The following is a 24,028-nucleotide window of genomic DNA, read 5'->3' as shown; positions in this document are numbered from 1 at the left end:
GTTCCGTCGATGTCGCTATGATGAGCCCAACTGGCTCAACAAGTTCGGTGTCGTCCCGGCCAAGCCCGGCGTCGCGCAGCGACGTCGGGCGCAGAGCCGGGATCCATGGCCACAGGCCGTCGTGTGGCTACGGCTCGGAGTGGCGATCCTGCCCCAAAACGCTGCCTGGGATTATGGGCCCCGGATCGGCGCCGTGACGCGCTTGTGCGCGTCACGGCTTGTCCGGGACGACACAGAGGATGGAGATACAGCCCGGCTCAGCCCGCGAGCCAAACCAGCACCAGGCCGATCGTGGCCGGCACGCTCTGGATGAACAGGATCTTGCGGCTGGCGGTGGCGGCGCCATAGAGCCCGGCGACGAGCACGCAGAGCAGGAAGAAGATCTTGATCTGGAACGCGAAGGCCGGCGTCGGGTGCGCCAGGCCCCAGAACAGGCCGGCGGCGAGGAAGCCGTTGTAGAGGCCCTGATTGGCGCCGAGCACCTTGGTCTGCTCCGCGCGCTCCGGCGTGTTGTTGAACGCTCTCAAGCCGGCCGGTTTGGTCCAGAGAAACATCTCGAGTACCAGAATGTAGACGTGCAGCAGGCCGATCAGCCCGACGACGATGCCTGCAATCAATGCCATGGTTCGGCTCCCCCAAGCCTGCGCGGGCCGGCGCTGGTGCCGGTCCCCTCGTTCAAATCGAGCTCCGAGCGGCTCAGGGCCGCGCGATGGTCGCTCATGCCGCCGGTTGAGCGGCCGCGTCGTCGTTCGCCAGCAGATGCAGCAGCGCGCTCTTGATCGCGGCCTGCCGGGTCGGCGCGTTGATCTGCGCGCCCAGGAGGTCGGTGACGTAGAACACGTCGCGGGCGCGTTCGCCGAAGGTGGCGACATGGGCCGAGGCGATGTTGAGATTCAGCTTCGAAATCGCGGTGGTCAGCTCGTACAGCAGGCCGGGGCGATCGAGGCCGGAGACCTCGATGACGGTGTAGAGCTCCGACCATTGATTGTTGATGGTGACCTCCGGCTCGACCGAGAACGCCTTGTGCTGTTTGCCCCGCGTCGTCCGCCGCGCCACGGCGTCCGGCAGCCGCAGCTTGCCCTCCAGCACCTGCTCGATGGTCTCGCCGATCCGCGTCGCGCGGCGGCCTTCGTCCTCGTCGCGCTCATATTCGCGGGAGATCGCGATGGTGTCGAGCGCGCGGCCGTCGGTCGTGGTGTAGATCTGGGCGTCGACGATGTTGGCGCCGGCCGAGGCGCAGGCGCCGGCGATGATCGACAGCAGCCAGGGATGGTCCATCGCGAAGATCGTCAGCTCGGTCACGCCGCGCGCCGGATCGAAGCCGACGTTGATCGCGAGCTTGTGGCCGGCATCCTCGCTCGATCGCACGAAGCGGGCATGGCGGATCTTGCGCGGCAGCTCGACCTTGAGCCAGTAGGCCGGATAGTGCCGGCCGATATAGGTGTTGAGCTCGTCCTCGGGCCAGTCGGTGAAGGCGTTGCGGAATTCGGCCTGCGCCGCGGTGATGCGCTTGGCGCGGTTGACCTCGGAGAAGCCGCCGGTCAGTACCGGCTCGGTCTCGTAATACAGCGTACGCAGCAGCTGCGCCTTCCAGCCGTTCCAGACGCCGGGGCCGACTCCGCGGATGTCGGCGGTGGTCAGGATGGTCAGCAGCTTCATCTGCTCGACGGACTGCACCACGGCGGCGAAATTCTCGATCGTCTTGCGGTCCGACAGGTCGCGCGACTGCGCCACCGTCGACATCGTCAGATGCTCCTCGATCAGCCAGGCGACCAGTTCGGTGTCGGCATTGTTGAAGCCGAGCCGCGGGCACAGCCGGCGCGCGATCTTGGCGCCGGCGATGGAATGGTCCTCGGGCCGCCCCTTGGCGACGTCGTGCAGCAGCACGGTGATGTAGATGACAGCGCGGTGCTCGGGCCGGATCTTGCGCATCAGGTCGGAGGCCAGGGTGAACTCGTCGATGCCGCCGCGCTCGATCTCCTGCAGGAACCCGATGCAGCGGATCAGGTGCTCGTCGACCGTGTAGTGATGATACATGTTGAACTGCATCATCGAGACGATGCGGCCGAAGGCGCGAATGAAGTGGCCGAGCACGCCGGTCTCGTTCATCCGCCGCAGCACGACCTCGGCATCGTTGGAGGTCAGGATCTCCATGAACAGCCGGTTGGCCTCGGGATCGTCGCGCAGCTCGGTGTTGATCAGGTTCAAAGAGCGCGTGACCGCGCGCATCGCGTCGGGATGGAAGGCGAGGTTGTGCTTCTGCGCCAGCCGGAAGATGCGGATCAGATTGACCGGATCGTGCTTGAAGACGTCGGGCGCGGCGAGGTTGATGCGGTTGTTGTCGACGATGAAGTCGTCGCTCTCCGGCACGCGCCGCCAGGTGGCGCCGGTGGTCAGGCGCGAGATCATCCGGCTCAGCACCGGCGCCGGCTTGGCCTGCTGGTCCTCGAGCTTGGCGCACAGGATGGCGGTGAGATTGCCGACCTCCTTGGCGACCAGGAAGTAGTGCTTCATGAAGCGCTCGACATCCTGCATGCCAGGATGGCTGGTGTAGCCAAGCCGCACCGCGATCTCGCGCTGCAGGTCGAACGACAGCCGTTCTTCCGGACGGCCGCTGACGAAATGCAGGTTGCAGCGCACCGACCACAGGAAGTCCGCGCAGCGCCGGAAGGTGCGGTATTCATGCGCGTCGAACACGCCGCGCTCGACCAATTCGGCGGTCTCGCGCACGCGGTAGACGTATTTAGCGATCCAGAACAGCGTGTGCAGGTCGCGCAGGCCGCCCTTGCCGTCCTTGACGTTGGGCTCGACGAGATAGCGCGACTGGCCGCCGCGGCGGTGCCGCTCCTCGCGCTCGGCGAGCTTGGCGGCCACGAACTCGGCTGCGGTGCCCTGCACCACCTCGCTGTCGAAGCGCGCGACCAGCTCGTCATAGAGCGGCCGGTCGCCCGCGAGATAACGCGTCTCCAGGATGGCGGTGCGGATGGTCATGTCGCCGCGCGCCTGGCGGATCGATTCGTCGACCGAGCGGGTCGCGTGGCCGACCTTCAATCCCATGTCCCACAGCGAGTACAGAATGGCTTCGGCGACCTGCTCGCCCCAGGCGGTCTGCTTGTAGGGCAGGATGAACAGGAGATCGATGTCGGACTCCGGCGCCATCAGGCCACGGCCATAGCCGCCGGTGGCGACCACCGCCATGCGCTCGGCGCCGCTCGGCACCTGCGAGCGATAGAGGTGCTGGGTGGCGGCGGCGTAGAGGATGCGAATGATCTCGTCCTGCACGAAGCAGAGCTGCTCGGCGCAGCGCCGGCCATGGCGGTCCTTCAACAGTTGCGCCTGGGCCGCCGCGCGCGCCTTGACCAGCTCGGCCTTGAGGAATTGCACCACGGCGGCGCGGAACATGTCCTCGCGTCCCGAATGCTGCGCGGCCAACGCGTCGACCGCAGCCGCGATGCCGGCGCTGTCGAAATCGGAAAGGCTATCAGGGTGGGAATGGGGGGCGACGCTGTCCATGGATGCAACCGGATATCGAACAAGGCCTGTGCTGTCACGAAACTTCCAATGCAACAATCGATCCATGCTGTCATCGGTGCTCACGAGATGATGATCGTTCTGAACGGCGCCGTCGAAAGGAAAAGCAATTCTCGCGCGCTCCTGGCATAACTCATTGAAACAACAGCAATGTTTCTTGAGGGTTGGAGGGGTGACGATGGGTGGATTGTCGAGGCGCGGATTTGCTGCGGTTGCGGCCGTGGTTCTACTGGGATGCGGCGCTGCACGCGCGGCCGAGCCGGTGAAGGAGATCCGCTTGGATTGGGCGACCTACAATCCGGTGTCGCTGGTGCTGAAGCAGAAAGGACTTCTGGAGAAGGAGTTCGCCAAGGACGGCATCAGCATCGTCTGGGTGCAGTCGGCCGGCTCCAACAAGGCGCTCGAATTCCTCAACGCCGGCTCGCTCGATTTCGGCTCGACCGCCGGCTCCGCCGCGCTTGTCGCCCGGATCAACGGCAACCCGATCAAGTCGGTCTACGTCTATTCGCGGCCCGAATGGACCGCGCTGGTCACGGGCAAGGATTCCAAGATTGCCTCTGTGGCCGACCTCAAGGGCAAGCGGGTCGCGGTGACCCGCGGCACCGATCCGCACATCTTCCTGGTGCGCGCGCTGCTGTCGGCGGGCCTCACCGACAAGGACATCACGCCGGTATTGCTGCAGCACGCCGACGGCAAGGCGGCGCTGATCCGCGGCGACGTCGACGCCTGGGCCGGGCTCGATCCGATGATGGCGCAGGCCGAGGTCGAGGAGGGTGCCAGGCTGTTCTACCGCAAGGCCGACGCCAACACCTGGGGCATCCTGAACGTGCGCGAGCAGTTCCTGAAGGACAATCCGGAGATCGTCCGCCGCGTGCTCGCCACCTACGAGGTCGCGCGCAAGGACGCGCTGGCCAACTACGACGACCTCAAGAAGACCTTCATCGCCGTCACGAAGCTGCCTGAGACGGTGGTCGACAAGCAGCTCAAGGAGCGCACCGAGCTGACCCATAGCCGCATCGGCGCACCCCAGCGCGAGTCGATTTTGGCCGCTGGCCTGGCTTTGCAGCAGGCCGGTGTCGTCGATGCCAAGGTGGATGTGAAGGCCACGCTGGACGCCCTGATCGACGACCAGGTCCCGTTGCCGACGAATTAGGACTTGCACGGCTCGGGCAATAGGCCGCTGCGCCAAATCGCCTATGCCAAGAGCCGGCGATCAAAAACCGGTGTCGTCCCGGACAAGCTCGCCAACGCGATGGCGTTGGCGGGCGCAGATCCGGGACCCATACTCCGTGACGCCTGTTGTTGACCACGCTTGAGCGGCATCTCGCTCCACAACGACCGCCGCGGAGTATGGGTCCCGGCGCAAGGCCGGGACGACAGCGATTGCTGGGCGCCGTCCTTGGTCACCATGCTGATCGGCCACCACGACTATCCGCCAACGCCACGCCTTGCATTCCCGCGCGAGACACTGTTCTCACTATGACCATGACCGTCGAATTGCAGGCACCGGCTTCGGCCGCCCCGACATCCCAGACCGCTACCACGCCGCGGCTCGCACGCTTCGCGCGGCCGCTGGTGGGCCTGCTGCTGCCGCTATCGCTCGCACTCGCCTGGGAGCTTGCCGTCCGGGCCGGCTGGTCCAACGGCCGGCTGGTGCCGCCGCCCTCGAAGGTCTTCACCACCATCGCCGAGCTCGCCCGCTCCGGCGAACTCTCCCGCCACATCACGATGACCTTGACCCGCGTCGGCATCGGCTTCGGCCTCGGCGTCGCCGCCGGCACGCTGCTCGGCGGCATCTGCGGCTATTGGGGTTTCGCGCGCCGGCTGGTCGATCCGACGATCCAGGCGCTGCGTGCGATTCCGTCGATCGCCTGGGTGCCGTTGTTCATCTTGTGGCTCGGCATCTTCGAGACCTCCAAGGTGGCGCTGATCGCAGTCGGCGTGTTCTTCCCGGTCTATCTCGGCCTGACCGGTGCCATTCTTTCGGTCGACCGCAAGATCGTCGAGGTCGGCCGCGTTTTCCGCCTGTCCGGACCGGCCATGATCCGCCGCATCCTGCTGCCCGCGGTGCTGCCGGCCTATGTGGTGGCGCTGCGCGTCGGCCTCGGCCTGGGGTGGATGTTCGTCGTTGCCGCCGAGTTCATGGGCGCCTCCGAAGGGCTTGGCTACCTCCTGATCGACGGCCAGCAGCTCGGCAAGCCGGCACAGATCGTGGCGGCCATCGTCATCTTCGCGATCATCGGCAAGGTCACCGACTGGCTCCTGGAGATATCAACCGCGCCGCTGTTGCGCTGGCAGGACAGTTTCGCGCGCCAGAGCGGGGCGGCCTGATGCTGCAGCTCGCATCCGTCACCAAGGTCTATCCCAACGGTGTCCACGCGCTGGAGCGGTTCTCGGCCGGGATCCAGCTCGGCGAGATCATCGCCATCATCGGCGGCTCCGGCTGCGGCAAGTCGACGTTGTTGCGCACCATCGCCGGGCTCGACCGCGCCAGCGCCGGCACCGTGACGCTCGACGGCGAGGCGATCATTGCGCCGCATCCCAAGGTCGGCATCATCTTCCAGGAGCCGCGGCTGCTGCCGTGGCTCACGGTCGCCGACAACATTGGCTTCGGCCTGTCCGAGCTGCCGGCAGCCGAGCGTCGCGACCGTGTCGCCCGCGCGCTGCAACGTGTGGGCCTCGCCGACAAGGCCAAGGTCTGGCCGCGCGAACTGTCCGGCGGCCAGGCGCAACGCGTCGCGATCGCCCGCGCATTGGTGGCGCAGCCGGAGGTGCTCCTGCTCGACGAGCCGTTCTCTGCGCTCGATGCCTTCACCCGCAAGGATCTGCAGGATCATCTGCTCGATCTCTGGGCCGATACGCGCCCGACGCTGGTGCTCGTGACCCACGACGTCGAGGAGGCCGTGGTGCTGGCCGACCGCGTGCTGGTGATGCGGCCGCATCCGGGCCGGCTGTTCGAGGAGATCACCATCAATCTGTCGCGGCCGCGCGACCGCAACGCGCCCTTGTTCGAGCAGTTCAAGCGGCATGTCTTGACCGCGCTGGACCGCTCGCTCGACCGGACGATGCCGGACACGCAGGGCAGGCGTGAGCCCGGCGGCGGCCTGTGGTGGTGACTTTGGCGGCCCGGCCCGGTAAATCTCGTCTGAAATAAATCCGGGAGAGAACGACAAATGGATGCTGCCGAGCTGCGCGCCATGCAGGCGCCGATCAAGGAACGCTACAAGGCCGACCCGTCCGCCGCCGTGATCACCTTGAAGGCCAAGGGCGAGGTCGGGCAGGAGGGGCTGACCTGCAAGCTCGAGACCGGGCGCGCGATGGCGGTGGCCGGCCTGCATCCGGGGACCGGCGGCTCGGGGCTCGAGCTGTGCTCCGGCGACATGTTGCTGGAGGCTCTGGTGGCCTGCGCCGGCGTCACCTTGAAATCGGTCGCGACCGCAGTCGAGGTGCCGCTCAAGAGCGGCCACGTGTTCGCCGAAGGCGATCTCGATTTCCGCGGCACGCTCGGCGTCGACAAGGAGGCGCCGGTCGGCTTCCAGGAAATCCGTCTGCGCTTCGAGGTCGACACCGACGCGCCGCAGGACAAGCTCGACCTCCTGCTCAAGCTTACCGAGCGCTATTGCGTGGTCTATCAGACCATCAAGAACGGCCCGAAGGTGTCTGTCAGCTTGAAGCGGGTGTAGTGCGCGGCGGCGCTGCCTCTGAGGAGACAAGCTGTTGAGGCTCGCTCGGTCTGCGCCTCCCCCGCCTGCGGGGGAGGTCGCCTCGCATCGCCGATGCGAGGCGGGTGGGGGACTTCTCTCCACACGGCACACCCCATCATCGCCACCCGAGCCGCGCCCCCACCCCAGCCCTCCCCCGCAGGCGGGGGAGGGAGCCCACCGCCTGCGCAGCATGAACTGATGTCCCTCGATCCCTCCTTCCTGCTGCTGCTGGCTCTGCGCATGGCGATCGCGGCGTCGTTCGTGGTGTCGGCGTCGATGATCGCCGAGCGCACCGGGCCCGTGATCGGCGCGCTGGTCGCGACCCTGCCGATCTCGGCCGGTCCGACCTACGTGTTCCTGGCGCTGGATCACGATGCCGCCTTCATCGCGCAGGGCGCGCTGACCAGCCTGCCGATCAATGCCGCCACGATCTTCCTCAGTCTCGCTTACGCCGTGCTGGCGCAGCGCCGCAGCGTGCTGGTGGCAAGCGCCACCGCGGTGGCGGTGTGGCTCGGTCTCGCCGCGCTGATCAAGAGCGTGCAATGGACGCTCTTGATGGGCATCGTCGCCAACATCATCACTTTCGCGATCTGCCTGCCGTTGTTGCAGCGCTATCGCCATGCGAAGATGCCGCTGATCACCCGGCGCTGGTACGACGTGCCCTTGCGCGCTTCGCTGGTGGCAGCGCTCGTCGCCACCGTCACCTCGGTCTCCGGCTGGGCCGGTCCCAGCGTGTCCGGCATCCTGGCGCTGTTTCCCATCGTCTTCACCTCGATGATGCTGATCCTGCAGCCGCGCATCGGCGGGCCCGCGACGGCGGCCGTGCTGGCCAATGGCGCCTACGGCCTGATCGGCTTCTCGCTGGCCGTGGTGGTGCTGCACCTCGGCAGCCTGCACCTCGGCGCCGCCGCCGGCCTGAGTGGTGCGCTGGCGACCTGCGTCGGCTGGAATCTCGGCCTGTGGTGGCTGGGGCGACGGAAGGCAGCTCGTCAGCTTGCGTAGGGTGGGCAAAGCGAAGCGTGCCCACCGAGTTGCATGTCACGCTGCAAATGGTGGGCACGACGCCTCGCGTCTTTGCCCACCCTACGGCACCGTGAACTCATCTCTCTGTCATTCCGGGGCGACGCCGAAGGCGGCGAGCCCGGAATCCATCTGGCTGCATGCGCTGACGAAGGATGGATTCCAGGTTCGCGCTACGCGCGCCCCGGAATGACGGCAACTACTTGTTCGGCAGTTTCGACTTCAGTTGATACAGCGCGTCCATCGCCTCGCGCGGGGTCATCTCGTCCGGATGCAGCGCCTTCACGGCGGCGATCAGTTCCTCTGCCTCCTTCGACATCGCGGGCTCCACGGCTGCGCGCGAGGGCACCGCGAACAGCGGCAGATCATCGACCAGCGCGCGGGCGTTTTGGCCGCGGTCGGCGGCCTCCAGTTTCGCCAGCACCGATTTGGCGCGGCTGATCACGGCCGGCGGCAGGCCGGCGAGCTTCGCCACCTGGATGCCGTAGGAGCGGTCGGCGGAGCCGGGCAGCACCTCGTGCAGGAACACGACGTCGCCCTGCCATTCCTTGACCCGCACCGTGGCGTTGAACAGCCGCGGCAGCTTGGCGGCGAGCGCCGTCAGCTCGTGATAATGCGTGGCGAACAGCGTGCGGCAGCGGTTGCTCTCGTGCAGGTGCTCGATCGCAGCCCAGGCGATGGAGAGGCCGTCGAAGGTCGCGGTGCCGCGCCCGATCTCGTCGAGGATCACCAGCGCGCGCTCGCCGGCCTGGTTGAGGATCGCCGCGGTCTCGACCATCTCGACCATGAAGGTCGAGCGTCCGCGCGCCAGATCGTCGGCGGCGCCGACGCGCGAGAACAGCCGGTCGACGATGCCGATGCGGGCCCGGCTCGCCGGCACGAACGAGCCGATCTGCGCCAGCAGCGCAATCAGCGCGTTCTGGCGCAGGAAGGTCGACTTGCCCGCCATGTTCGGCCCGGTGAGCAGCCAGAGCTGACCGCTCTTGTGCCCCGGCGTCGGCGACAGGTCGCAGGAATTGGCGATGAACGGCTGCCCCTCACGCTTCAGCGCCTGCTCCACCACCGGATGACGGCCGCCCTCGATGGCGAAGCCCAGCGAGCCGTCGACCTCCGGGCGCACATAATTGTCGTCGACCGCGAGCTTCGCCAGCGCAGTGGCGACATCGAGCATCGCAAAGCCGTGCGCGGCGGCGCGCAGATCGTCGCCGATCGCGAGGGCCTGTGCGCACAGCCGGTCGAAGATCTCGAGCTCGAGATTGAGCGCGCGCTCGCCGGCATTCGCAATCTTGGCCTCGATCTCGCCGAGCTCTGATGTCGTGAAGCGCACCTGGCCCGCCAGCGTCTGGCGGTGGATGAAGGTCGCGTTCAACGGCGCCGACATCAGCTTGTCGCCGTGCTGCGCGGTGACCTCGACGAAATAGCCGAGCACGTTGTTGTGCCGGATCTTCAGCGCCTTGACGCCGGTCTGGTCGGCATAGCGCGCCTGCATCGAGGCGACGACGAGCCGCGAGGCGTCGCGCAGATTGCGCGTCTCGTCCAGCGTCGCGTCGTAACCGGCGCGCACGAAGCCGCCATCGCGCTTGATCAGCGGCAGCTGCTCGTCGAGCGCGCGCGCAAATTCTTCCGCCAGCGCGCGCGCCGGCCGCGCCAGCGCGGACATGACCGACGCCACCTCCTGCGGCGGCTGGTCGAGCGCCGACAGCCGCGCCAGCGCCTGGTCGGCCGCAACGATACCGTCGCGCAGAGCGGCGAGATCGCGCGGACCGCCGCGGCCGACGGACAGCCGCGCCATAGCACGGGTCATGTCGGGCGCGCCGCGCAGGATCGAGCGGATGTCCTCGCGCGCGGCGCTGTCGGCGACGAAGACGTTGACGGCATCGAGCCGCCGGCCGATCTGCACCGGCTCCGTCAGCGGCGCGGCGAGCCGCTGCGCCAGCAGGCGCGAGCCGGCCGAGGTCACCGTGCAGTCGATCGCGTCGAGCAGCGAGCCGCGGCGCTCGCCGGCGAGCGTGCGCGTCAGCTCGAGATTGGCGCGCGTCGCCGGATCGATCGCCATCGTGCTGCCGGTCGCCTCGCGCGCCGGCGGCGCCAGCGGCGGGCGCTGCCCCACTTGCGTACGTTCGACATAGGTGACGCAGGCGGCCGCCGCGGTCGCTTCCAAACGCGACAGCACCGCGAGGCCGTCCATGGTGGCGACGGCGAAATAGTCGCACAGCCGCCGTTCGGCGGTGGCCCCGTCGAACACGTCGCGCGTGAGCGGCGTCACCGCGGCGAGCTCGCGCAGCACCGGCTCGAACGCTTCGTCCGAGTACAGCGCGTCGGAGACGATGACTTCGTTGGGATTGATCCGTGCCAAGGTCGCCGTCAGCTCGGCGAACGCGCATTCGGTGACGATGAAGTCCGACGTCGAGATATCGATCCAGGCAAGCCCGAGCCGGTCGCCGCCGGAGGAGCCGCGGCTGCGCGCGATCGACAGCAGATAGTTGTTGGCGCGCGCATCGAGCAGATTGTCTTCCGTCAGCGTGCCCGGCGTGACCACGCGCACCACGCCGCGCTTGACCACGCTCTTGTTGCCGCGCGCCCGCGCCGCCGCCGGATCCTCCATCTGCTCGCAGACGGCGACGCGGATGCCTTGCGCGATCAAGCGATGCAGATAGTCCTCGGAGCGCTCCACCGGCACGCCGCACATCGGGATGTCCTGGCCCAGGTGCTTGCCGCGCTTGGTCAGCACGATGCCGAGCGCTCGCGAGGCGGCTTCCGCATCCTCGAAGAACAGCTCGTAGAAGTCGCCCATCCGGTAGAACAGCATCAGCCCCGGATGCGCTGCCTTGATGTCGAGATACTGCTCCATCATCGGCGTGAGCTTGGCCGGCGCCTCGGCGGGCGCGGCCGCAGGCATTGATTCTTGCGGAACCGGGGCGGAGATGGGCTGCTGGATCGTCATGGCGCGGAAACTAGCCAATTTGCCCGGACGGTCCTACCGCTTTGCAGGCGATGTCCCGGTTTTCCACGATGAGCGGTGCCTGCTGTTGCATCTCCCCCGCTTGCGGGGGAGATCGTATCGCATCGAAGATGCGATACGGGTGGGGGAAGTCTCTCCTCACGGGGATTCTCGCTTGGGGCGGCCCCCACCCCAACCCTCCCCCGCAAGCGGGGGAGGGGGCGCACCGCTCGCGTTGAGATAGCGTCGCATACGACAGCGCCGCGCATGCCACCCCGCGCTCCCGTCATTTGACCTGCCCCGATCGCACTCCTAAAACCGCCGTCAATTCTGACCAGAAACACGAAAGTTCGGGAGAGAGCGATGCGAGACGTGTTCATTTGTGATGCGGTGCGGACTCCGATCGGCCGGTTCGGCGGAGCGCTGGCCAAGGTGCGCACCGACGATCTCGCGGCCACCCCGCTCAAGGCACTCAAGGCGAAGCATCCCAATCTCGACTGGGCTGCCGTCGACGAGGTGTTCTTCGGCTGCGCCAACCAGGCCGGCGAGGACAACCGCAACGTCGCGCGCATGGCGCTGCTGCTCGCGGGCCTGCCGGATTCAATTCCCGGCCAGACCTTGAACCGTCTCTGCGCCTCCGGTCTCGACGCGGTCGGCGCGGCGGGACGTGCGATCCGCGCCGGCGAGGTCGATCTCGCGATCGCGGGCGGCGTCGAATCCATGACGCGCGCGCCGTTCGTGCAGGGCAAGGCGACGGAGGCGTTCTCGCGCTCGGCCGAGATCTTCGACACCACGATCGGCTGGCGCTTCATCAATCCCCTGATGAAGCAGCAGTATGGCGTCGATTCGATGCCGGAGACCGGCGAGAACGTCGCCGAAGAATTCCAGGTCTCGCGCGCCGACCAGGACGCGTTCGCGATCCGCTCCCAGCAGCGCGCCGGAAAGGCCATCGCCTCGGGCTATTTCGCCGCCGAGATCACGCCGGTCATGGTGCCCGGCGGCAAGGCCGGACCTGTGACGGTGGACAAGGACGAGCATCCGCGGCCCGAAACCACGCTGGAAGGTCTGGCCAAGCTGAAGCCGATCGTGCGCAATCCGGGCACGGTCACCGCCGGCAACGCCGCGGGCGTCAATGACGGCGCCGCCGCCATGATCCTCGCTTCCGAAGCCGCCGTGAAGAAGCACGGCCTGACGCCGCGGGCGCGCGTGCTCGGCCTCGCCTCGGCCGGCGTGCCTCCGCGCATCATGGGCATCGGCCCGGTGCCGGCCGTGCGCAAGCTGATGGAGCGGCTCGGCCTGAAGATCACCGATTTCGACCTGATCGAGCTGAACGAGGCGTTCGCGTCCCAGGGCATCGCCTGCCTGCGCCAGCTCGGCGTCGCCGAGGACGCCGATTTCGTCAACCCGCATGGCGGCGCCATCGCGCTCGGCCATCCGCTCGGCATGAGCGGCGCGCGCATCGCGATGACCGCGGTGCACGGCCTCGAGGTCCGCGGCGGCAAGCGTGCGCTCGCCACGATGTGCGTCGGCGTCGGCCAGGGCGTCGCGCTGGCGATCGAGACGATCAACTGACGACGCGCTGAGCGCTTCGTCATTCCGGGCAGCCCGCAGGGCTGAACCCGGAATCTGGAGATGAGTCCTGCAATATCGAGATTCCGGGTTCGACGCTGGCGCGTCGCCCCCGGAATGACGGAGTCCTGACGATGACCATCTCCCGCGAACAGGACGTCACGCCGGCGGTGCTGGCGGTGATGGAGCGCACCGAGAACCCGCGGCTGCGCGAGATCATGGTGTCGCTGATCAAGCACCTGCACGGCTTCGTCCGCGATGTCAGGCTTACCGAGGTCGAATTTCGCGAAGCCGCCGCCATCATCGCCGAACTCGGTCAGCGCACCAACGACAGCCACAACGAAGTCGTGCTGATGGCCGGCTCGCTCGGCGTCTCGCCGCTGGTCTGCCTGCTCAACAATGGCGATGGCGGCAACACCGAGACCGCGCAGTCGCTGCTCGGCCCGTTCTGGCGGTTGAACTCGCCGCGCACTGATAACGGCGGCTCGATCGTGCGCTCGGCGACGCCCGGCCCGGCGCTGTTCGTGCACGGTCGCGTGGTCGATCCGAACGGCGCGCCGGTCGCCGGCGCCGAGGTCGACGTCTGGCACGCCTCGCCGGTCGGCTACTACGAGAACCAGGATCCCGATCAGGCCGACATGAACCTGCGCGGCAAGCTCGTGACCGATGCCGATGGCCGCTTCTGGTTTCGCTCGGTGATGATGGTCGGCTATCCCATCCCGACCGACGGGGTCGTCGGCCGCCTGCTGAAGGCGCAGGGCCGCCATCCCTATCGCCCGGCGCATCTGCATGCGCTGATCGTCAAGCCGGGATTCAAGGTCCTGATCTCGCAGGTCTACGACCCCAACGACCCGCACATCGACAGCGACGTGCAGTTCGGCGTCACGAAGGCGCTGCTCGGCAATTTCGTCCGCCACGACGAGCCGCATCCGACGGACGCCGACGTCACCACGCCCTGGTATTCGCTCGATCACGTCTACCGGATGGAGATCGGCGACACCGTGCTGCCGCGCGCGCCGATCAAGTAGCGATTCGGAATATCCATGCTAGTGTGGGCTAAGCTGCAACCCTGAAGGGACGGCGCCCACATGTCCTCCACCGACTTGCCGTCCGTCGCCGAGCCCGCCGCGTTGACGGCGACGATGCGCGAGGCGGGTGTGCTCCAGTCCGGCGCGGTCTCCGACGTCGCCGTGATCAGCGACCGGCCGATGCTGGTGTCGCGCATCATCCGCCTCGGTTTGTCCTATAGCGGCGCGGCCCCGGACGCGCCGAAGACGCTGATCCTGAAAATCCCGATGCCGGCCTTCGCCAAGACGCTGTGGCGGGGCGGGCGCCACGAGGTCAATTTTTATCGCGGACTGGCGCGGCTCATGCCGACGGGCCTGGTGCCCGGCTCTTACGGCGGCGCGTGGGACGAAGCCGCGCTCACCTGGCACTTGCTGCTCGAGGATCTCACCGACACGCACCAGACGGCGACGCCATGGCCGCTGCCGCCCGCGCTGCCCCAGGCCGAGGGGATCGTGCGGGCGCTGGCGCGGCTGCATGCGGCGTGGTGGGACGATCCGCGGCTCGGCGTGTCCATCGGCAGCTTCGCGACCGCGGACGAGCGCGCCGAGCGCAGCAGGACCTTTGCCGGCCACTATCAGCGCTTCGCCGATCAGTTGGGAGACCGCCTGAGCGCGGACCGCCGCGCGGTCTACGAACGCCTGATGGCGGCGACGCCGCGGCTCTCGGAACGCTATCTGTCGCGGCGAAACCTCAGCATTGCGCATGGCGACGCGCATGTCTGGAATTTTCTGGTGCCGAAGGCCGCCGACAGCGACGACGTGCGCGCCTTTGATTTCGACCAGTGGCGGATCGGCGTGCCCGCGAACGATCTCGCCTACATGATCGCGCTGCAAATCTATCCCGACCGTCGGGCGCGGATCGAGCGGCCGTTGCTCGACAGCTATCATCAGACATTGGTCGCAGGCGGTGTGACCGGCTACGACAGGGCGGCGCTGGATCAGGACTATCGTCTCGCCGTGCTCTGGCACATCGCCCAGCCGGTCTGGCAATGGGCGATCCAGCTCCCGCCGGTGATCTGGTGGAATAATCTCGAGCGCATCTTCCTTGCGTTCGACGATCTCGGCTGCCGCGAATTGCTGGACTGACGGCGCTTCCCTCGCGACAGGGCCGCACGCGCGCGGCGAGATCTTTGTCGCTACACGTCACTGCGGTGCATTTGCCGGCGTCGCTAGCAGCCCCCTTAACGATCACCAGAGATTGTTCGCCGGCCTTAAACCGCCGGCCAGCATCGGCGCGACATATCGGCATGGGCATGGCGTTCGACATGGTCACGGAAGGGAGCGGCGTTCTTGGATCGGGAGCTGGCTTGCTAAAGCACGGATATTGTGCTTTAACATTCCCGATGGCCGGAAGCACCTACGATCAGGCTGTTCGCTACCGTCTGCTCCTCTCCCCCGAGGCGCGGGACGCGATCGAGGCGACCTTCGCCGACTATGCCCGGATGATGGACATGCTCGACGAGATCGCTGCTGGCAAAGGCATCGGCGCCAATCTCGTCGCGCTGCACGGCCATGCCTACGACCCGATCCGCAAGGCCACGCGGCTGCCGTCGCGCCTCGTCACGCTCGGCTTGCGCGACCGTGCCGCCTATCGCGCCGCCTCGAATCCGCGGCTGCCGCTCGACGACCGTCTGGTGAATGTCAGGAATGCCGGCATGTTGTCGCTCGGCACCGCGCGCGGTCGCATCGCGATCCCGTTCGAGGTGACCGGCTACGTCGCGGGCTGGCCGCACGCGACGCCGGCGCAGCTCGTGCGAACGGACGAAGATGACTTCGAAGTCCATTTCGGCGTTACCGCAACGTCACACGCTCGTCTCAGCCCAACCGTCAGCCCACGAAAGGACCACGTCATGCTCGCCGAACACGCGCCGGCCCCCGACACGCTCCTGTCACGCGCCGGGCGCCTCATCGCCGGGATCGCGTATGGAGCGATCGAAAAGGCCGAGGACAAGAACCGGGTCGCGCTGGTCAGCCAGGCGATCCGCGAGATCGAGCAGGCCGAGCGCGAATCGCGCGAGAGCCTGTCGCATGCGCGCGCGGAGGAATATCGGCTCAATGCACGCCGCGCCGAGATCGAGCGCGAGACGACCGTGCTGGCCGAGCAGATCCGCGTCGCCATCGTCGAGCACCGCGACGACCTCGCCCGCGCCGGCATCGCCCGGCAGATGGATCTCGAAGCCCAGTTCGAGGTGCTGTCGAAGGCGATCGACGAGAATGCCGAGCGCATCGATGCGGTGCTGACGACGCTGCGTGCGATTCTGTCGAGCCTGCAGGACGCGCAGGCGCGTCTCGCCGAGCTCGAGCACAGCGAGGCGCTCGCCGACCAGCCGAAGGCCACATCGCGCAAGGGGCCGGATGCCGGCCTCGCCAAGGCCGCGCGCGCCTCCCGCGTCATCGCCCGCGCCACCGGCGTGCCGGAAGGCATCCCGCCGTCGCCCGACATCGACGAATTGTCGAAGCTGAAGCGTGACAAGGACATCGCCGAGCGGCTGGCGCGGCTGAAATCGCAGAATTGAACGGGCGGGGGCGCGTCGTCCCATGACCATCGTCGACCATTTCATGCAACCCGAGGTGCGGCCGTTCGCGATTGCCGCCGTGATGATCGTTCTGGTCGGCGGCGTCGAGATCGGCTCGATGCTGATCGGCCTGTCGATCAGCGAGCTGCTCGGCCAGACCGTCGATCTCGGTCACGACGGCCACAGCACCAGCGTGGGCCACGTGCTGTCCTGGATCAATGTCGGCGGCGTGCCGCTGATGATCTGCATCCTGCTCGCGCTCGGCATCTTCTCGATCACGGGCTTTCTGATCCAGGATGCCGCGCGGCTGGTGGCGGTGGCGCTGCCGCCAACGGCCGCGGGCGTGCTCGCCGCCGTCGTCACGGTGCCGCTGCTGCGGCGCTCGACGCGCTACGCGGCGCGGCTGGTGCCGCAGGATGAGAGCTATGCGGTCGGGCTGTCCGATCTCGTCGGCCGCACCGGCGAGGTGGCGGTCGGCCCGCTCGATGGCGGGCTGCCCGGCCGCGTCCGCGTCAAGGATGTCCACGGCAACTGGCACATGGTGACGGCCTCGGCCGCGCCGGATTCGCCGTCATTGCCGGTGGGCGCGTCGGTTCTCCTCGTCGACCGCAAGGATGGCCGCTTCATCGCGATCGCCGCAGCCGACGAACTCACGAACTCCAAGACACTTTAGCTCCAAGACACTTTCCTCAACCCGAAAGTAAATCCCATGTTTGATCTGGTTCTGCCTGCGTCGATCGGCGTTGTGCTGCTGGTTGTTCTCGGCACTGTCTTTGCCGTTCTCTACCATCGGTCCACCCGCGACGAGGCGTTCGTGCGCACCGGCCTGGGCGGCAAGAAGGTGGTGCTCGACGGCGGCGCCGTGGTGCTGCCGATCTTCCACTCCATCGCGCGCGTCAACCTCAAGACCTTGCGGCTCCGCGTCGAGCGCTCGAAGAAGGATTCGCTGATCACCAAGGACCGCATGCGCGTCGACATCGACGCCGAGTTCTACGTGCGCGTGAAGCCCGACGTGGATTCGATCGCACTGGCGGCGCAGACGCTCGGCGCCGTCACCAACAATGCCGAATTGCTGCGCGACCAGGTCGAGGCCAAGTTCGTCGACGGCCTGCGCTCGGTCGCGGCCACGATGGAGCTGTTGGACCTGCAGGAGAAGCGCTCGGATTTCGTCAAGCACGTCCAGGCCGCAGTCGAGGCCGACGTGCAGTCCAACGGCCTGGAGCTGGAATCGGTCTCGCTGACCAAGCTCGACCAGACCGACATCTCGTTCTTCAACGCCGAGAACTTCTTCGACGCCGAAGGCCTGACGCTGTTGAAGACGGTCACCGAGACGCGGCGCCGCGACCGCAACGCGATCGTACGCGACAATGAGGTCGCGATCGCGCAGAAGGACCTCGAGGCGCGCCAGCTCACGCTCCAGATCGAGCGCACCAAGAAGGAGGCCGAGCTCAGCCAGGAGCGCGACATCGCCAACAAGACCGCGAGCACCCGCGCCGAGGTCGCAAGCGCGACGCAGACGGCGTGGCAGACCGAGGAGAATGCGCGCATCGAGGCGCAGCAGAAGATCGCGCAGCGCGAGGCGGAAGCCTTGAAGGTGCGCGAGACCGCGGCGATCGAAAGCAATCTCGCGATCAACCGCCGCAAGGCCGACGCCGACCGCGAGATCCAGATCGCGACGCAGGACAACGACATCCAGATCGCGACCAAGAGCAAGGAAACCTCGGAAGCGCGCGCGGTCGCCAAGGCGGCCGAGGCGCTTGCGGTCTCCGCGGAGGAAAAGGTGACGACGGCGCGCGCCATCGAAATCGCCGACCGCGAACGTCAGACCGCGGTCATGGCGGCGCGGAAAGAGGCCGAGCAGCGCTCGACCGGCATTACCGTTGCCGCCGAGGCAGAAAAGCGCGCCGCGGTCGATCGCGGCGAGGCGGCCAAGACCCTGGCCGAGGCGGAGGCCGAGGCCAACAAGATCAAGGCCGTCGGCGTGCGCCAGATCGGCGAGGCGGAAGCCGCGGTCATCCTGATGAAGAACGAAGCCCAGAACAAGCTCGGCAGCAACGTGATCGATTTCGAGCTCGCCAAGCAGCGCATCGCGACCATGCCGGCCGCGCTCGGCGAGATGGTCAAGCCGATCGCCAATCTGAAGGACGTTCGCATCCTGCACACCGGCGGCGCGTTCGGCGGCAATGGCGGTGCCGGCGGCAATGTCGGCTTCGGCGAAGGCCTCGCCGGCGAACTGCTGCGCGTGCACGCGCTGAAGCCGTTGATCGACGAGATCCTGGTGCAGTCCGGCTTCAAGCCCGGCGACGATCCGGTGCAGGCGCTGGCCGGCGTGATCCTGCCGACGGCCGAGGCCAGGCCCGCTGCCGCACCGGCGAAGATCGAGCCGCTGCAGAAGCCGTAGGCCAAAATGTGAAAAGGGAGGCCCCGGGGCTGGGGGCGGCGCTGGAGGAGCCACCGCCCCCGCCCGGCACATCACGAGTGGGGCGCTCATGAGGTGCAGTCCCTGCGCGCAACTCATACGCAGAGAACCGAGTGGGGTGAGCAGAAGATAGCCGGAAACGCGCCGGATTGAAGTTACAAATCCATCACGTCGCGGTCACCTTTTTGCTATCCCGCCCCCACCCTGTCTCGACAGCGCGCGCATTTTCCGTCGCGGGGGAAGCGGTCACTCCATGACGGCGTGGTCGGCCGGGGCGGACTGCGCGCGCAACGCGGTGCGCGTCGAGCCGATCATGACCGCGAGCGGGATCGAGACCAGGATGAACGTCATGACCAGCTGGTAGTCGTGCGAGAATGCCAGGATCTGCGCCTGCACGGTCACCATCGCGTCGGCCATCGCGCGCCCGGCATCGGTGGACAGGTTCAGGAGGCCGGCAACATTGGGCATCTGCAGCGCGTGATTGAACGGGTTGATGTGCTCGACCAGGATCGCGTGGTTGCGCCGTGTTCCCTCGGTGAGCTGCGCGATCGCGATCGAGATGCCGATCGAGCTTGCGACATTTCGCACCAGGGTCAGCATCGAGGTTCCATCAGTCCGCAACTCGCCCGGCAAGGTCAGGAATGCCACGGTCGAAAGCGGCACGAACACGAGGCCGAAGCCGAACCCCTGCATGATGCTGATGGTGATGATCTCGGGCACGCCAGTCTGGTCGGTCCACGCCGTCATCTGGAACAGCGACACTGCGGTCAGCGCCAGGCCGACGATGATCAGCGTGCGCGCCTCGATATAGCGCAAGAGACGCCCGACCAGCATCATCGCGACGAAGGTGCCGCAGCCGCGGGTCGCGAGCAGCACGCCGGCGGTGATGATGGGATAGCCGATGACGTTCTGCAGGAACGGCGACGACAGCGCCATGGTCGAGAAAAGCACGAGGCCCATTACCGTCATGAACACGCAGCCGCCGACGAAATTGCGGTCCTTGAACAGCGCGAACTGGATGAACGGCCGCTGCGTCGTCAGCGAATGCGCCAGGAAATAATAGAAGCCGACGGCGGCGATGATGAACTCGATGATGATCTCGTTGCTCTCCAGCCAGCCCTGGTCCTCGCCGCGGTCGAGCGCGATCTGCAGCGAGCCGATGCCGATGGCGAGCGCCGCGAAACCGAACCAGTCGAAGGTCAGCTCCGCGTTCGGCTTGGTCTCCTCCATGAACGCCATCAGGCCGAGCACGGTCACGGCGCCGAACGGCAGGTTGACGAAGAACACCCAATGCCAGGAATAGGTCTCGGTCAGCCAGGCGCCGAGCGACGGCCCCATGATCGGGCCGAGCATCACGCCCATGCCCCAGATCGCCATCGCCTTGGCGCGCTCATGCAGCGCGTAGGAGTCGAGCATGACCGCCTGCGACAGCGGCACCAGCGAGGCGCCGAACACGCCCTGCAGGAGGCGGAACAGCACCATCTGGGTGATGTCCTGGGCGAGCCCGCACATCACGGAGGCGATGGTGAAGCCGGCCGAGCAGACGATGAAGGTGCGCTTGCGGCCGAAGCGGTTGGCGATCCATCCCACCGGAGCGGTCATGATCGCGGCCGCGACGATGTAGGACGTCAGCACCCAGTTGATCTGGTCCTGCGAGGCCGACAGCGTGCCCTGCATGTAGGGCAGCGCGACGTTGGCGATGGTGGTGTCGAGCGCCTGCATGATCGTCGCCGTCATGGCGCAGATCGTCACCATGTTCCGGCGGAGGCCCGGAACTGCGGATGAGGCCGCAGGCGCGGTCATGACGCTACTCGTCCTTGTCCGCCGCGTGCGCCGATCCGAACAGCCCGGCCAGCGTGCGCTCGTGGCCGGTATCGATCGACACGTTGACGCTCATGCCGGCCTTGAGCTTCGCGACGAATCTGTCGGCCTTGTCGAAATAGATCCGGACCGGCACGCGCTGCACGACCTTGACGAAATTGCCGCTCGCATTTTGCGGCGGCAGGATCGCGAACTGCGCGCCGGTGCCCGGCGACAGCGAGCCGACCGTGCCCTTGAAGCGGTGGTTGGGGAAGGCATCGACGTCGAGCTCGACCGGCTGGCCGACCGCGACATAGGTGAAGTCGCTCTCCTTCGGGTTGGCGTCGACCCAGGGATTGCTGATGTCGATCACCGAGAACACCGGCGTGCCCGCGGCCACGAAGCGGCCGAGCTGGATCTGGTCGACCTGGGTCGCGATGCCCGGCATCGGCGCGCGCAAGGTGGTGTGGTCGAGGTCGCGCTGCGCGTCGTCCAGCTTGGCCCTTGCCTGGACGTAAGGCGGGAACTGCTCCAGCGGCAGATCGGGATTGCCGAGCAGCTGCGTTTTCGCGTTCGACAGCTGCTGCTTGATGTACTGCGCCTGTGCGCCGGCGGTCACCAGCGCATTCGCGGCATTGTCGAGGTCGAGCTGCGAGCCGAAATTGCTCTTGGCGAGCGTCTGCTTGCGCTCGACGTCCTTCTGCTTCAGGTCGATGCCCTGCTGCGCGAGATCGAGCATCTGGCCGTAGATCTTGATGTTGGCGGTGAGGTTGTCATAGCTGATGCGCGCCTGCTCCAGGGCCGCCTTGGCCTGGTCGACCGCCAGGCGATAGGGCACGGGGTCGATCTCGAACAGCTCGTCGCCCTTCTGCACCTGCTGGCCTTCCTTGACGACGACCTTGACGATCTTGCCGGAGATGTCTGGGGTGATGAGCACCTTCTGGGCGCCGACATAGGCGTCGTCGGTCGTCACGTAGCGGCCGCCATTGAGATACAGCACGAGGCCGCCGATGGCGGCGACGAGCGGCAGCACGACCAGCAGCAGCGTGCGACGGTAGCGGCGCAGCAATCCGGGGCGCGCCGGCTTCGCGTCGGCGGCCGCGGGCGGCGCCGCATCCGGGCTGGCCTTCTGGTCGGGGGCGAGTTTCAGGGCGGGCTCAGCCATAGCGCTGCTCCTTTCGCTGCTCGTCGCACAGCGACTGCAGGGCGTTTCTCACGTTTTCCTTGATGGCTTCGAGATGGGTCATCAGCCGCTCGGCATCACCGGCGCTGATGCCCTGGAGGGCGGTGTCGGTCAGATCGCTGCGCAGCACCGCGAGCTTCGCGAGCAGCGGGCGCGCGGCCTTCTTCAGATAGAGCCGGTTGACGCGGCGGTCGCTGTCGTCGCCGCGCCGCTCGATCAGCCCGGCCTCGGCGAGCTTGTCGATCAGCCGTGTCAGCGTGATCGGCTGCATCTCCATCTGCTCGGCGAGCTCGGACTGCTTCATCCCCTCGTAGCGCTCGACCTTCGCCAGCACGGCCCATTGCGCGCGGGTCATGCCGAAGCGCGCCGCCTCCTTGTCGGCATAGGCGCGCACCAGGCGCTGCAGCTCGCCGAGCGTAAACAGGAAGTTCACGTCCACCGACGTGCGGGTCATGGCTGATCTCGATTCCAAGAGTGGGAACTAAGCTTTGGCTGTAATGAGCCTCGGATATGATAAGCAAGCTTATGAATATTTGATGGCCCTGCCGAGCGCACCCGTCCCGCCGCAGATGCATGGCTCGGCCGCGGCCTTTGGCGAGACCGGCCCGAGATGCTAGATTGTCGGCAATGACCCTCGCAAAGCCCACCTTCCCGGCGCCGGACCACGACCATGGCCGCTGCGCGGCCGATGCCCTGGACCATGCCGAGCGCATCTGCGCCCAGCGCGGCCAGAAGTTCACGCCGCAGCGCCGCCAGGTGTTGGAGGCGCTGCTGTCGAGCCACCGGCCGCTCGGCGCCTACGAGATCATCGAGGAACTTGCCAAGGTCGCCGCGCGGCCGGCGCCGATCACCGTCTATCGCGCGCTCGAGTTCCTGATGGCGAACGGCCTGGTGCACCGCATCGAGAGCCGCAATGCCTTCCTCGCCTGCGCCCATGACCACGAGCAGACCGCGCTGGTGGCGTTCCTGATCTGCGAGAGCTGCGGCGCCGTCGGCGAGGTTCCGGCGGCTCCGATCGCGGAAAGCCTGAAGCTGGCCGCCGCGGCATCGGGCTTCACGCCGAAACTGTCGGTCGTCGAGATCACCGGGCTGTGTGCCCATTGCCAGAAGGCGGCGTGAGAACGCTCACTGCGGCGCAAGCTGTACACGTGTGAATGACCGTCGTATTCGAGTTTCTGCGCGAGTCCGGTGCGCGCAGGGAGAGGCCAGCACCGCCGCTCTACGTCCGCATCATCTCCGACTGACCAAGACAAAGCTGACCACACCTTGATGGCGGTCCAAAAAACGAAACGCGCCAGGGAGCCAACGTCCTCGTGTCCGCAACGCCAACCTCATCCGCCGCGACCCGGCCGCTCGGCCTGGGCGCGATCGCCGTCATCCTCGTGCTGTGCCTGTCCTGGGCGTTCAACCAGATCGCCGTGAAGCTCGCGCTGCCTGAAATTCCGCCGCTGCTGCAGGCCACCTTCCGTTCGCTCGGTGCGCTGCCGGTGCTGCTGGTGTTCGCGCGGGTGCGCGGCGTGAATATGTTCGAGCGCGACGGCACGCTGGGGCTCGGCCTGGTGGCAGGCCTGCTGTTCGGCTTGGAATTCGTGCTGATCTATCAGGGCCTGCTGCTGACCTCGGCGTCGCGCGCCATCGTGTTCCTGTATACCGCGCCGTTCTTCGTCGCGCTCGGCTCGTTCCGCTTCCTCGGCGAACGGATGGGGCCGGCGCAATGGGGCGGGCTGGCGCTCAGCTTCACCGGTGTGGCGCTGGCGATCGGCATTCCCCAGGCCGATGTCGACGGCCGCGTGCTGCTCGGCGATCTCTTGGTGGTCGGCGGCGGCCTGCTCTGGGGCGTGACCACGGTGTTCGTCAAAGGCACCCGGCTGCGCTTCATCGCGCCCGAGCGGGCATTGGGGTACCAAGTGGCGGTCTCCGTCCCGATCATGGCCCTGGCGGCCCTCATTGCCGGGGAGCGGTTGACCCAGGTTCCCAGCCCGTTCGTGATCGGCCTGATGGCCTACCAGTCGATCTGGGTGGTCGGGACCACGTTCACGATCTGGTTCGCCCTGATCAAGGCCTACTCGGCCAGCAAATTGTCGGCATTTACCTTCATCACCCCTTTATTCGGGGTGGTGGCGAGCTATTTCATCCTGCATGACGCCCTGACGCTGGCCTTTGGCCTGGCTGCCGTGCTTGTGATCGTTGGGCTTTTTCTCGTAAACCGCCCGAACCGCGTGGTCCTGGCCGCGACTGATCCATTGCTGAATGTCACCAAAACCTGATATCCGAGCGC

General features: G+C 67.1%; 19 protein-coding genes. 13 read left to right on the top strand and 6 right to left on the bottom strand.

The window, feature by feature from the left end; all coding sequences use genetic code 11:
• Positions 1-257 precede the first annotated feature (257 nt).
• Complete coding sequence (locus ACQR0W_RS08210) at positions 258-623, bottom strand: DUF1304 domain-containing protein (protein WP_315825557.1); 366 nt, start codon at positions 621-623, stop codon at positions 258-260.
• Between the two features lie 94 nt (positions 624-717).
• The gene (locus ACQR0W_RS08205) at positions 718-3,513 is read right to left on the bottom strand and encodes a [protein-PII] uridylyltransferase (protein WP_315768051.1); all 2,796 of its coding nucleotides are present in this window, start codon (positions 3,511-3,513) and stop codon (positions 718-720) included.
• Positions 3,514-3,709: 196 nt separating this feature from the next.
• Here ACQR0W_RS08205 and ACQR0W_RS08200 point away from each other — a divergent pair, with 196 nt between their 5' ends.
• The 5 genes from ACQR0W_RS08200 to ACQR0W_RS08180 all read left to right on the top strand — a co-directional run bounded on the left by ACQR0W_RS08200 (position 3,710) and on the right by ACQR0W_RS08180 (position 8,237).
• Positions 3,710-4,684: an aliphatic sulfonate ABC transporter substrate-binding protein gene (locus ACQR0W_RS08200; RefSeq protein ID WP_315715152.1), complete on the top strand. Its 975-nt coding sequence runs from the start codon at positions 3,710-3,712 to the stop codon at positions 4,682-4,684.
• A gap of 326 nt (positions 4,685-5,010) precedes the next feature.
• Positions 5,011-5,862 (top strand): ABC transporter permease, encoded by an 852-nt coding sequence (locus tag ACQR0W_RS08195; RefSeq protein ID WP_315825556.1) that lies wholly within the window; start codon positions 5,011-5,013, stop codon positions 5,860-5,862.
• Complete coding sequence (locus ACQR0W_RS08190) at positions 5,862-6,647, top strand: ABC transporter ATP-binding protein (protein ID WP_315715154.1); 786 nt, start codon at positions 5,862-5,864, stop codon at positions 6,645-6,647. The genes ACQR0W_RS08195 and ACQR0W_RS08190 overlap by 1 nt, the downstream gene beginning before the upstream one ends.
• Positions 6,648-6,704: 57 nt before the next feature.
• Positions 6,705-7,214 carry an OsmC family protein gene (locus ACQR0W_RS08185; RefSeq protein WP_315715155.1) on the top strand — a complete coding sequence of 170 codons (510 nt, stop codon included), beginning with the start codon at positions 6,705-6,707 and terminating at the stop codon, positions 7,212-7,214.
• A 219-nt stretch (positions 7,215-7,433) separates the two neighbouring features.
• Positions 7,434-8,237, top strand: a complete 804-nt coding sequence (locus ACQR0W_RS08180; RefSeq protein WP_316171012.1) for a hypothetical protein — start codon at positions 7,434-7,436, stop codon at positions 8,235-8,237.
• Positions 8,238-8,454: 217 nt separating this feature from the next.
• Here ACQR0W_RS08180 and mutS read toward each other — a convergent pair whose 3' ends face one another.
• The gene (gene mutS / locus ACQR0W_RS08175) at positions 8,455-11,199 is read right to left on the bottom strand and encodes a DNA mismatch repair protein MutS (protein ID WP_316234935.1); all 2,745 of its coding nucleotides are present in this window, start codon (positions 11,197-11,199) and stop codon (positions 8,455-8,457) included.
• Between the two features lie 360 nt (positions 11,200-11,559).
• On the opposite strand from mutS, the gene pcaF reads away from it, so the two are divergent.
• The 6 genes from pcaF to ACQR0W_RS08145 all read left to right on the top strand — a co-directional run bounded on the left by pcaF (position 11,560) and on the right by ACQR0W_RS08145 (position 18,749).
• Positions 11,560-12,768, top strand: a complete 1,209-nt coding sequence (gene pcaF / locus ACQR0W_RS08170) for a 3-oxoadipyl-CoA thiolase (RefSeq protein ID WP_316171010.1) — start codon at positions 11,560-11,562, stop codon at positions 12,766-12,768.
• A gap of 131 nt (positions 12,769-12,899) precedes the next feature.
• Positions 12,900-13,793 (top strand): dioxygenase, encoded by an 894-nt coding sequence (locus ACQR0W_RS08165; RefSeq protein ID WP_316166281.1) that lies wholly within the window; start codon positions 12,900-12,902, stop codon positions 13,791-13,793.
• A 60-nt stretch (positions 13,794-13,853) separates the two neighbouring features.
• Positions 13,854-14,918 (top strand): phosphotransferase, encoded by a 1,065-nt coding sequence (locus tag ACQR0W_RS08160; RefSeq protein ID WP_316200490.1) that lies wholly within the window; start codon positions 13,854-13,856, stop codon positions 14,916-14,918.
• A 257-nt stretch (positions 14,919-15,175) separates the two neighbouring features.
• Complete coding sequence (locus ACQR0W_RS08155) at positions 15,176-16,348, top strand: PspA/IM30 family protein (RefSeq protein WP_316171118.1); 1,173 nt, start codon at positions 15,176-15,178, stop codon at positions 16,346-16,348.
• 22 nt (positions 16,349-16,370) lie between these two features.
• Positions 16,371-17,021, top strand: a complete 651-nt coding sequence (locus tag ACQR0W_RS08150; protein WP_316234936.1) for an OB-fold-containig protein — start codon at positions 16,371-16,373, stop codon at positions 17,019-17,021.
• Positions 17,022-17,057: 36 nt separating this feature from the next.
• Positions 17,058-18,749 carry a flotillin family protein gene (locus ACQR0W_RS08145; protein WP_316186608.1) on the top strand — a complete coding sequence of 564 codons (1,692 nt, stop codon included), beginning with the start codon at positions 17,058-17,060 and terminating at the stop codon, positions 18,747-18,749.
• A 264-nt stretch (positions 18,750-19,013) separates the two neighbouring features.
• Here the strand turns inward: ACQR0W_RS08145 and ACQR0W_RS08140 are convergent, their stop codons facing one another.
• From ACQR0W_RS08140 to ACQR0W_RS08130, 3 genes are read right to left on the bottom strand one after another with little or no spacing between them, the layout of a single operon-like run.
• A complete protein-coding gene (locus tag ACQR0W_RS08140; RefSeq protein ID WP_315751914.1) occupies positions 19,014-20,570 on the bottom strand; it encodes an MDR family MFS transporter in 1,557 nt (518 codons plus the stop codon).
• Between the two features lie 4 nt (positions 20,571-20,574).
• Positions 20,575-21,732, bottom strand: a complete 1,158-nt coding sequence (locus ACQR0W_RS08135) for an HlyD family secretion protein (RefSeq protein ID WP_316234937.1) — start codon at positions 21,730-21,732, stop codon at positions 20,575-20,577.
• A complete protein-coding gene (locus ACQR0W_RS08130; protein WP_315751915.1) occupies positions 21,725-22,204 on the bottom strand; it encodes a MarR family winged helix-turn-helix transcriptional regulator in 480 nt (159 codons plus the stop codon). Before ACQR0W_RS08130 ends, ACQR0W_RS08135 begins: the two co-directional genes overlap by 8 nt.
• Positions 22,205-22,377: 173 nt before the next feature.
• Between ACQR0W_RS08130 and ACQR0W_RS08125 the strand changes: the two genes are divergently transcribed.
• Entirely contained in the window at positions 22,378-22,869 is a 492-nt protein-coding gene (locus ACQR0W_RS08125; protein ID WP_315751916.1) for a Fur family transcriptional regulator, read from the top strand.
• A 194-nt stretch (positions 22,870-23,063) separates the two neighbouring features.
• Entirely contained in the window at positions 23,064-24,017 is a 954-nt protein-coding gene (locus ACQR0W_RS08120; protein ID WP_316186610.1) for a DMT family transporter, read from the top strand.
• Positions 24,018-24,028: the final 11 nt, after the last annotated feature.

The sequence above is a fragment of the Bradyrhizobium sp. HKCCYLRH1034 genome (assembly GCF_051168375.1).
Classification (GTDB): Bacteria; Pseudomonadota; Alphaproteobacteria; order Rhizobiales; family Xanthobacteraceae; genus Bradyrhizobium.
The sequence above is the reverse complement of the archived record's forward strand: the minus strand, read 5'-3'. Positions and strand labels throughout refer to the sequence as shown.

Excerpts from the sequence above, each read along its gene's own strand:
- ACQR0W_RS08190 (WP_315715154.1), top strand. The coding sequence starts at position 5,862 with ATGCTGCAGCTCGCATCCGTCACCAAGGTCTATCCCAACGGTGTCCAC.
- ACQR0W_RS08140 (WP_315751914.1), bottom strand. The coding sequence starts at position 20,570 with ATGACCGCGCCTGCGGCCTCATCCGCAGTTCCGGGCCTCCGCCGGAAC.
- ACQR0W_RS08125 (WP_315751916.1), top strand. The coding sequence starts at position 22,378 with ATGACCCTCGCAAAGCCCACCTTCCCGGCGCCGGACCACGACCATGGC.
- ACQR0W_RS08160 (WP_316200490.1), top strand. The coding sequence starts at position 13,854 with ATGTCCTCCACCGACTTGCCGTCCGTCGCCGAGCCCGCCGCGTTGACG.
- ACQR0W_RS08130 (WP_315751915.1), bottom strand. The coding sequence starts at position 22,204 with ATGACCCGCACGTCGGTGGACGTGAACTTCCTGTTTACGCTCGGCGAG.
- pcaF (WP_316171010.1), top strand. The coding sequence starts at position 11,560 with ATGCGAGACGTGTTCATTTGTGATGCGGTGCGGACTCCGATCGGCCGG.
- ACQR0W_RS08135 (WP_316234937.1), bottom strand. The coding sequence starts at position 21,732 with ATGGCTGAGCCCGCCCTGAAACTCGCCCCCGACCAGAAGGCCAGCCCG.
- ACQR0W_RS08205 (WP_315768051.1), bottom strand. The coding sequence starts at position 3,513 with ATGGACAGCGTCGCCCCCCATTCCCACCCTGATAGCCTTTCCGATTTC.
- ACQR0W_RS08200 (WP_315715152.1), top strand. The coding sequence starts at position 3,710 with ATGGGTGGATTGTCGAGGCGCGGATTTGCTGCGGTTGCGGCCGTGGTT.
- ACQR0W_RS08210 (WP_315825557.1), bottom strand. The coding sequence starts at position 623 with ATGGCATTGATTGCAGGCATCGTCGTCGGGCTGATCGGCCTGCTGCAC.
- ACQR0W_RS08145 (WP_316186608.1), top strand. The coding sequence starts at position 17,058 with ATGTTTGATCTGGTTCTGCCTGCGTCGATCGGCGTTGTGCTGCTGGTT.
- ACQR0W_RS08195 (WP_315825556.1), top strand. The coding sequence starts at position 5,011 with ATGACCATGACCGTCGAATTGCAGGCACCGGCTTCGGCCGCCCCGACA.
- ACQR0W_RS08155 (WP_316171118.1), top strand. The coding sequence starts at position 15,176 with ATGGCCGGAAGCACCTACGATCAGGCTGTTCGCTACCGTCTGCTCCTC.
- ACQR0W_RS08165 (WP_316166281.1), top strand. The coding sequence starts at position 12,900 with ATGACCATCTCCCGCGAACAGGACGTCACGCCGGCGGTGCTGGCGGTG.
- ACQR0W_RS08150 (WP_316234936.1), top strand. The coding sequence starts at position 16,371 with ATGACCATCGTCGACCATTTCATGCAACCCGAGGTGCGGCCGTTCGCG.
- ACQR0W_RS08180 (WP_316171012.1), top strand. The coding sequence starts at position 7,434 with ATGTCCCTCGATCCCTCCTTCCTGCTGCTGCTGGCTCTGCGCATGGCG.
- ACQR0W_RS08185 (WP_315715155.1), top strand. The coding sequence starts at position 6,705 with ATGGATGCTGCCGAGCTGCGCGCCATGCAGGCGCCGATCAAGGAACGC.
- mutS (WP_316234935.1), bottom strand. The coding sequence starts at position 11,199 with ATGACGATCCAGCAGCCCATCTCCGCCCCGGTTCCGCAAGAATCAATG.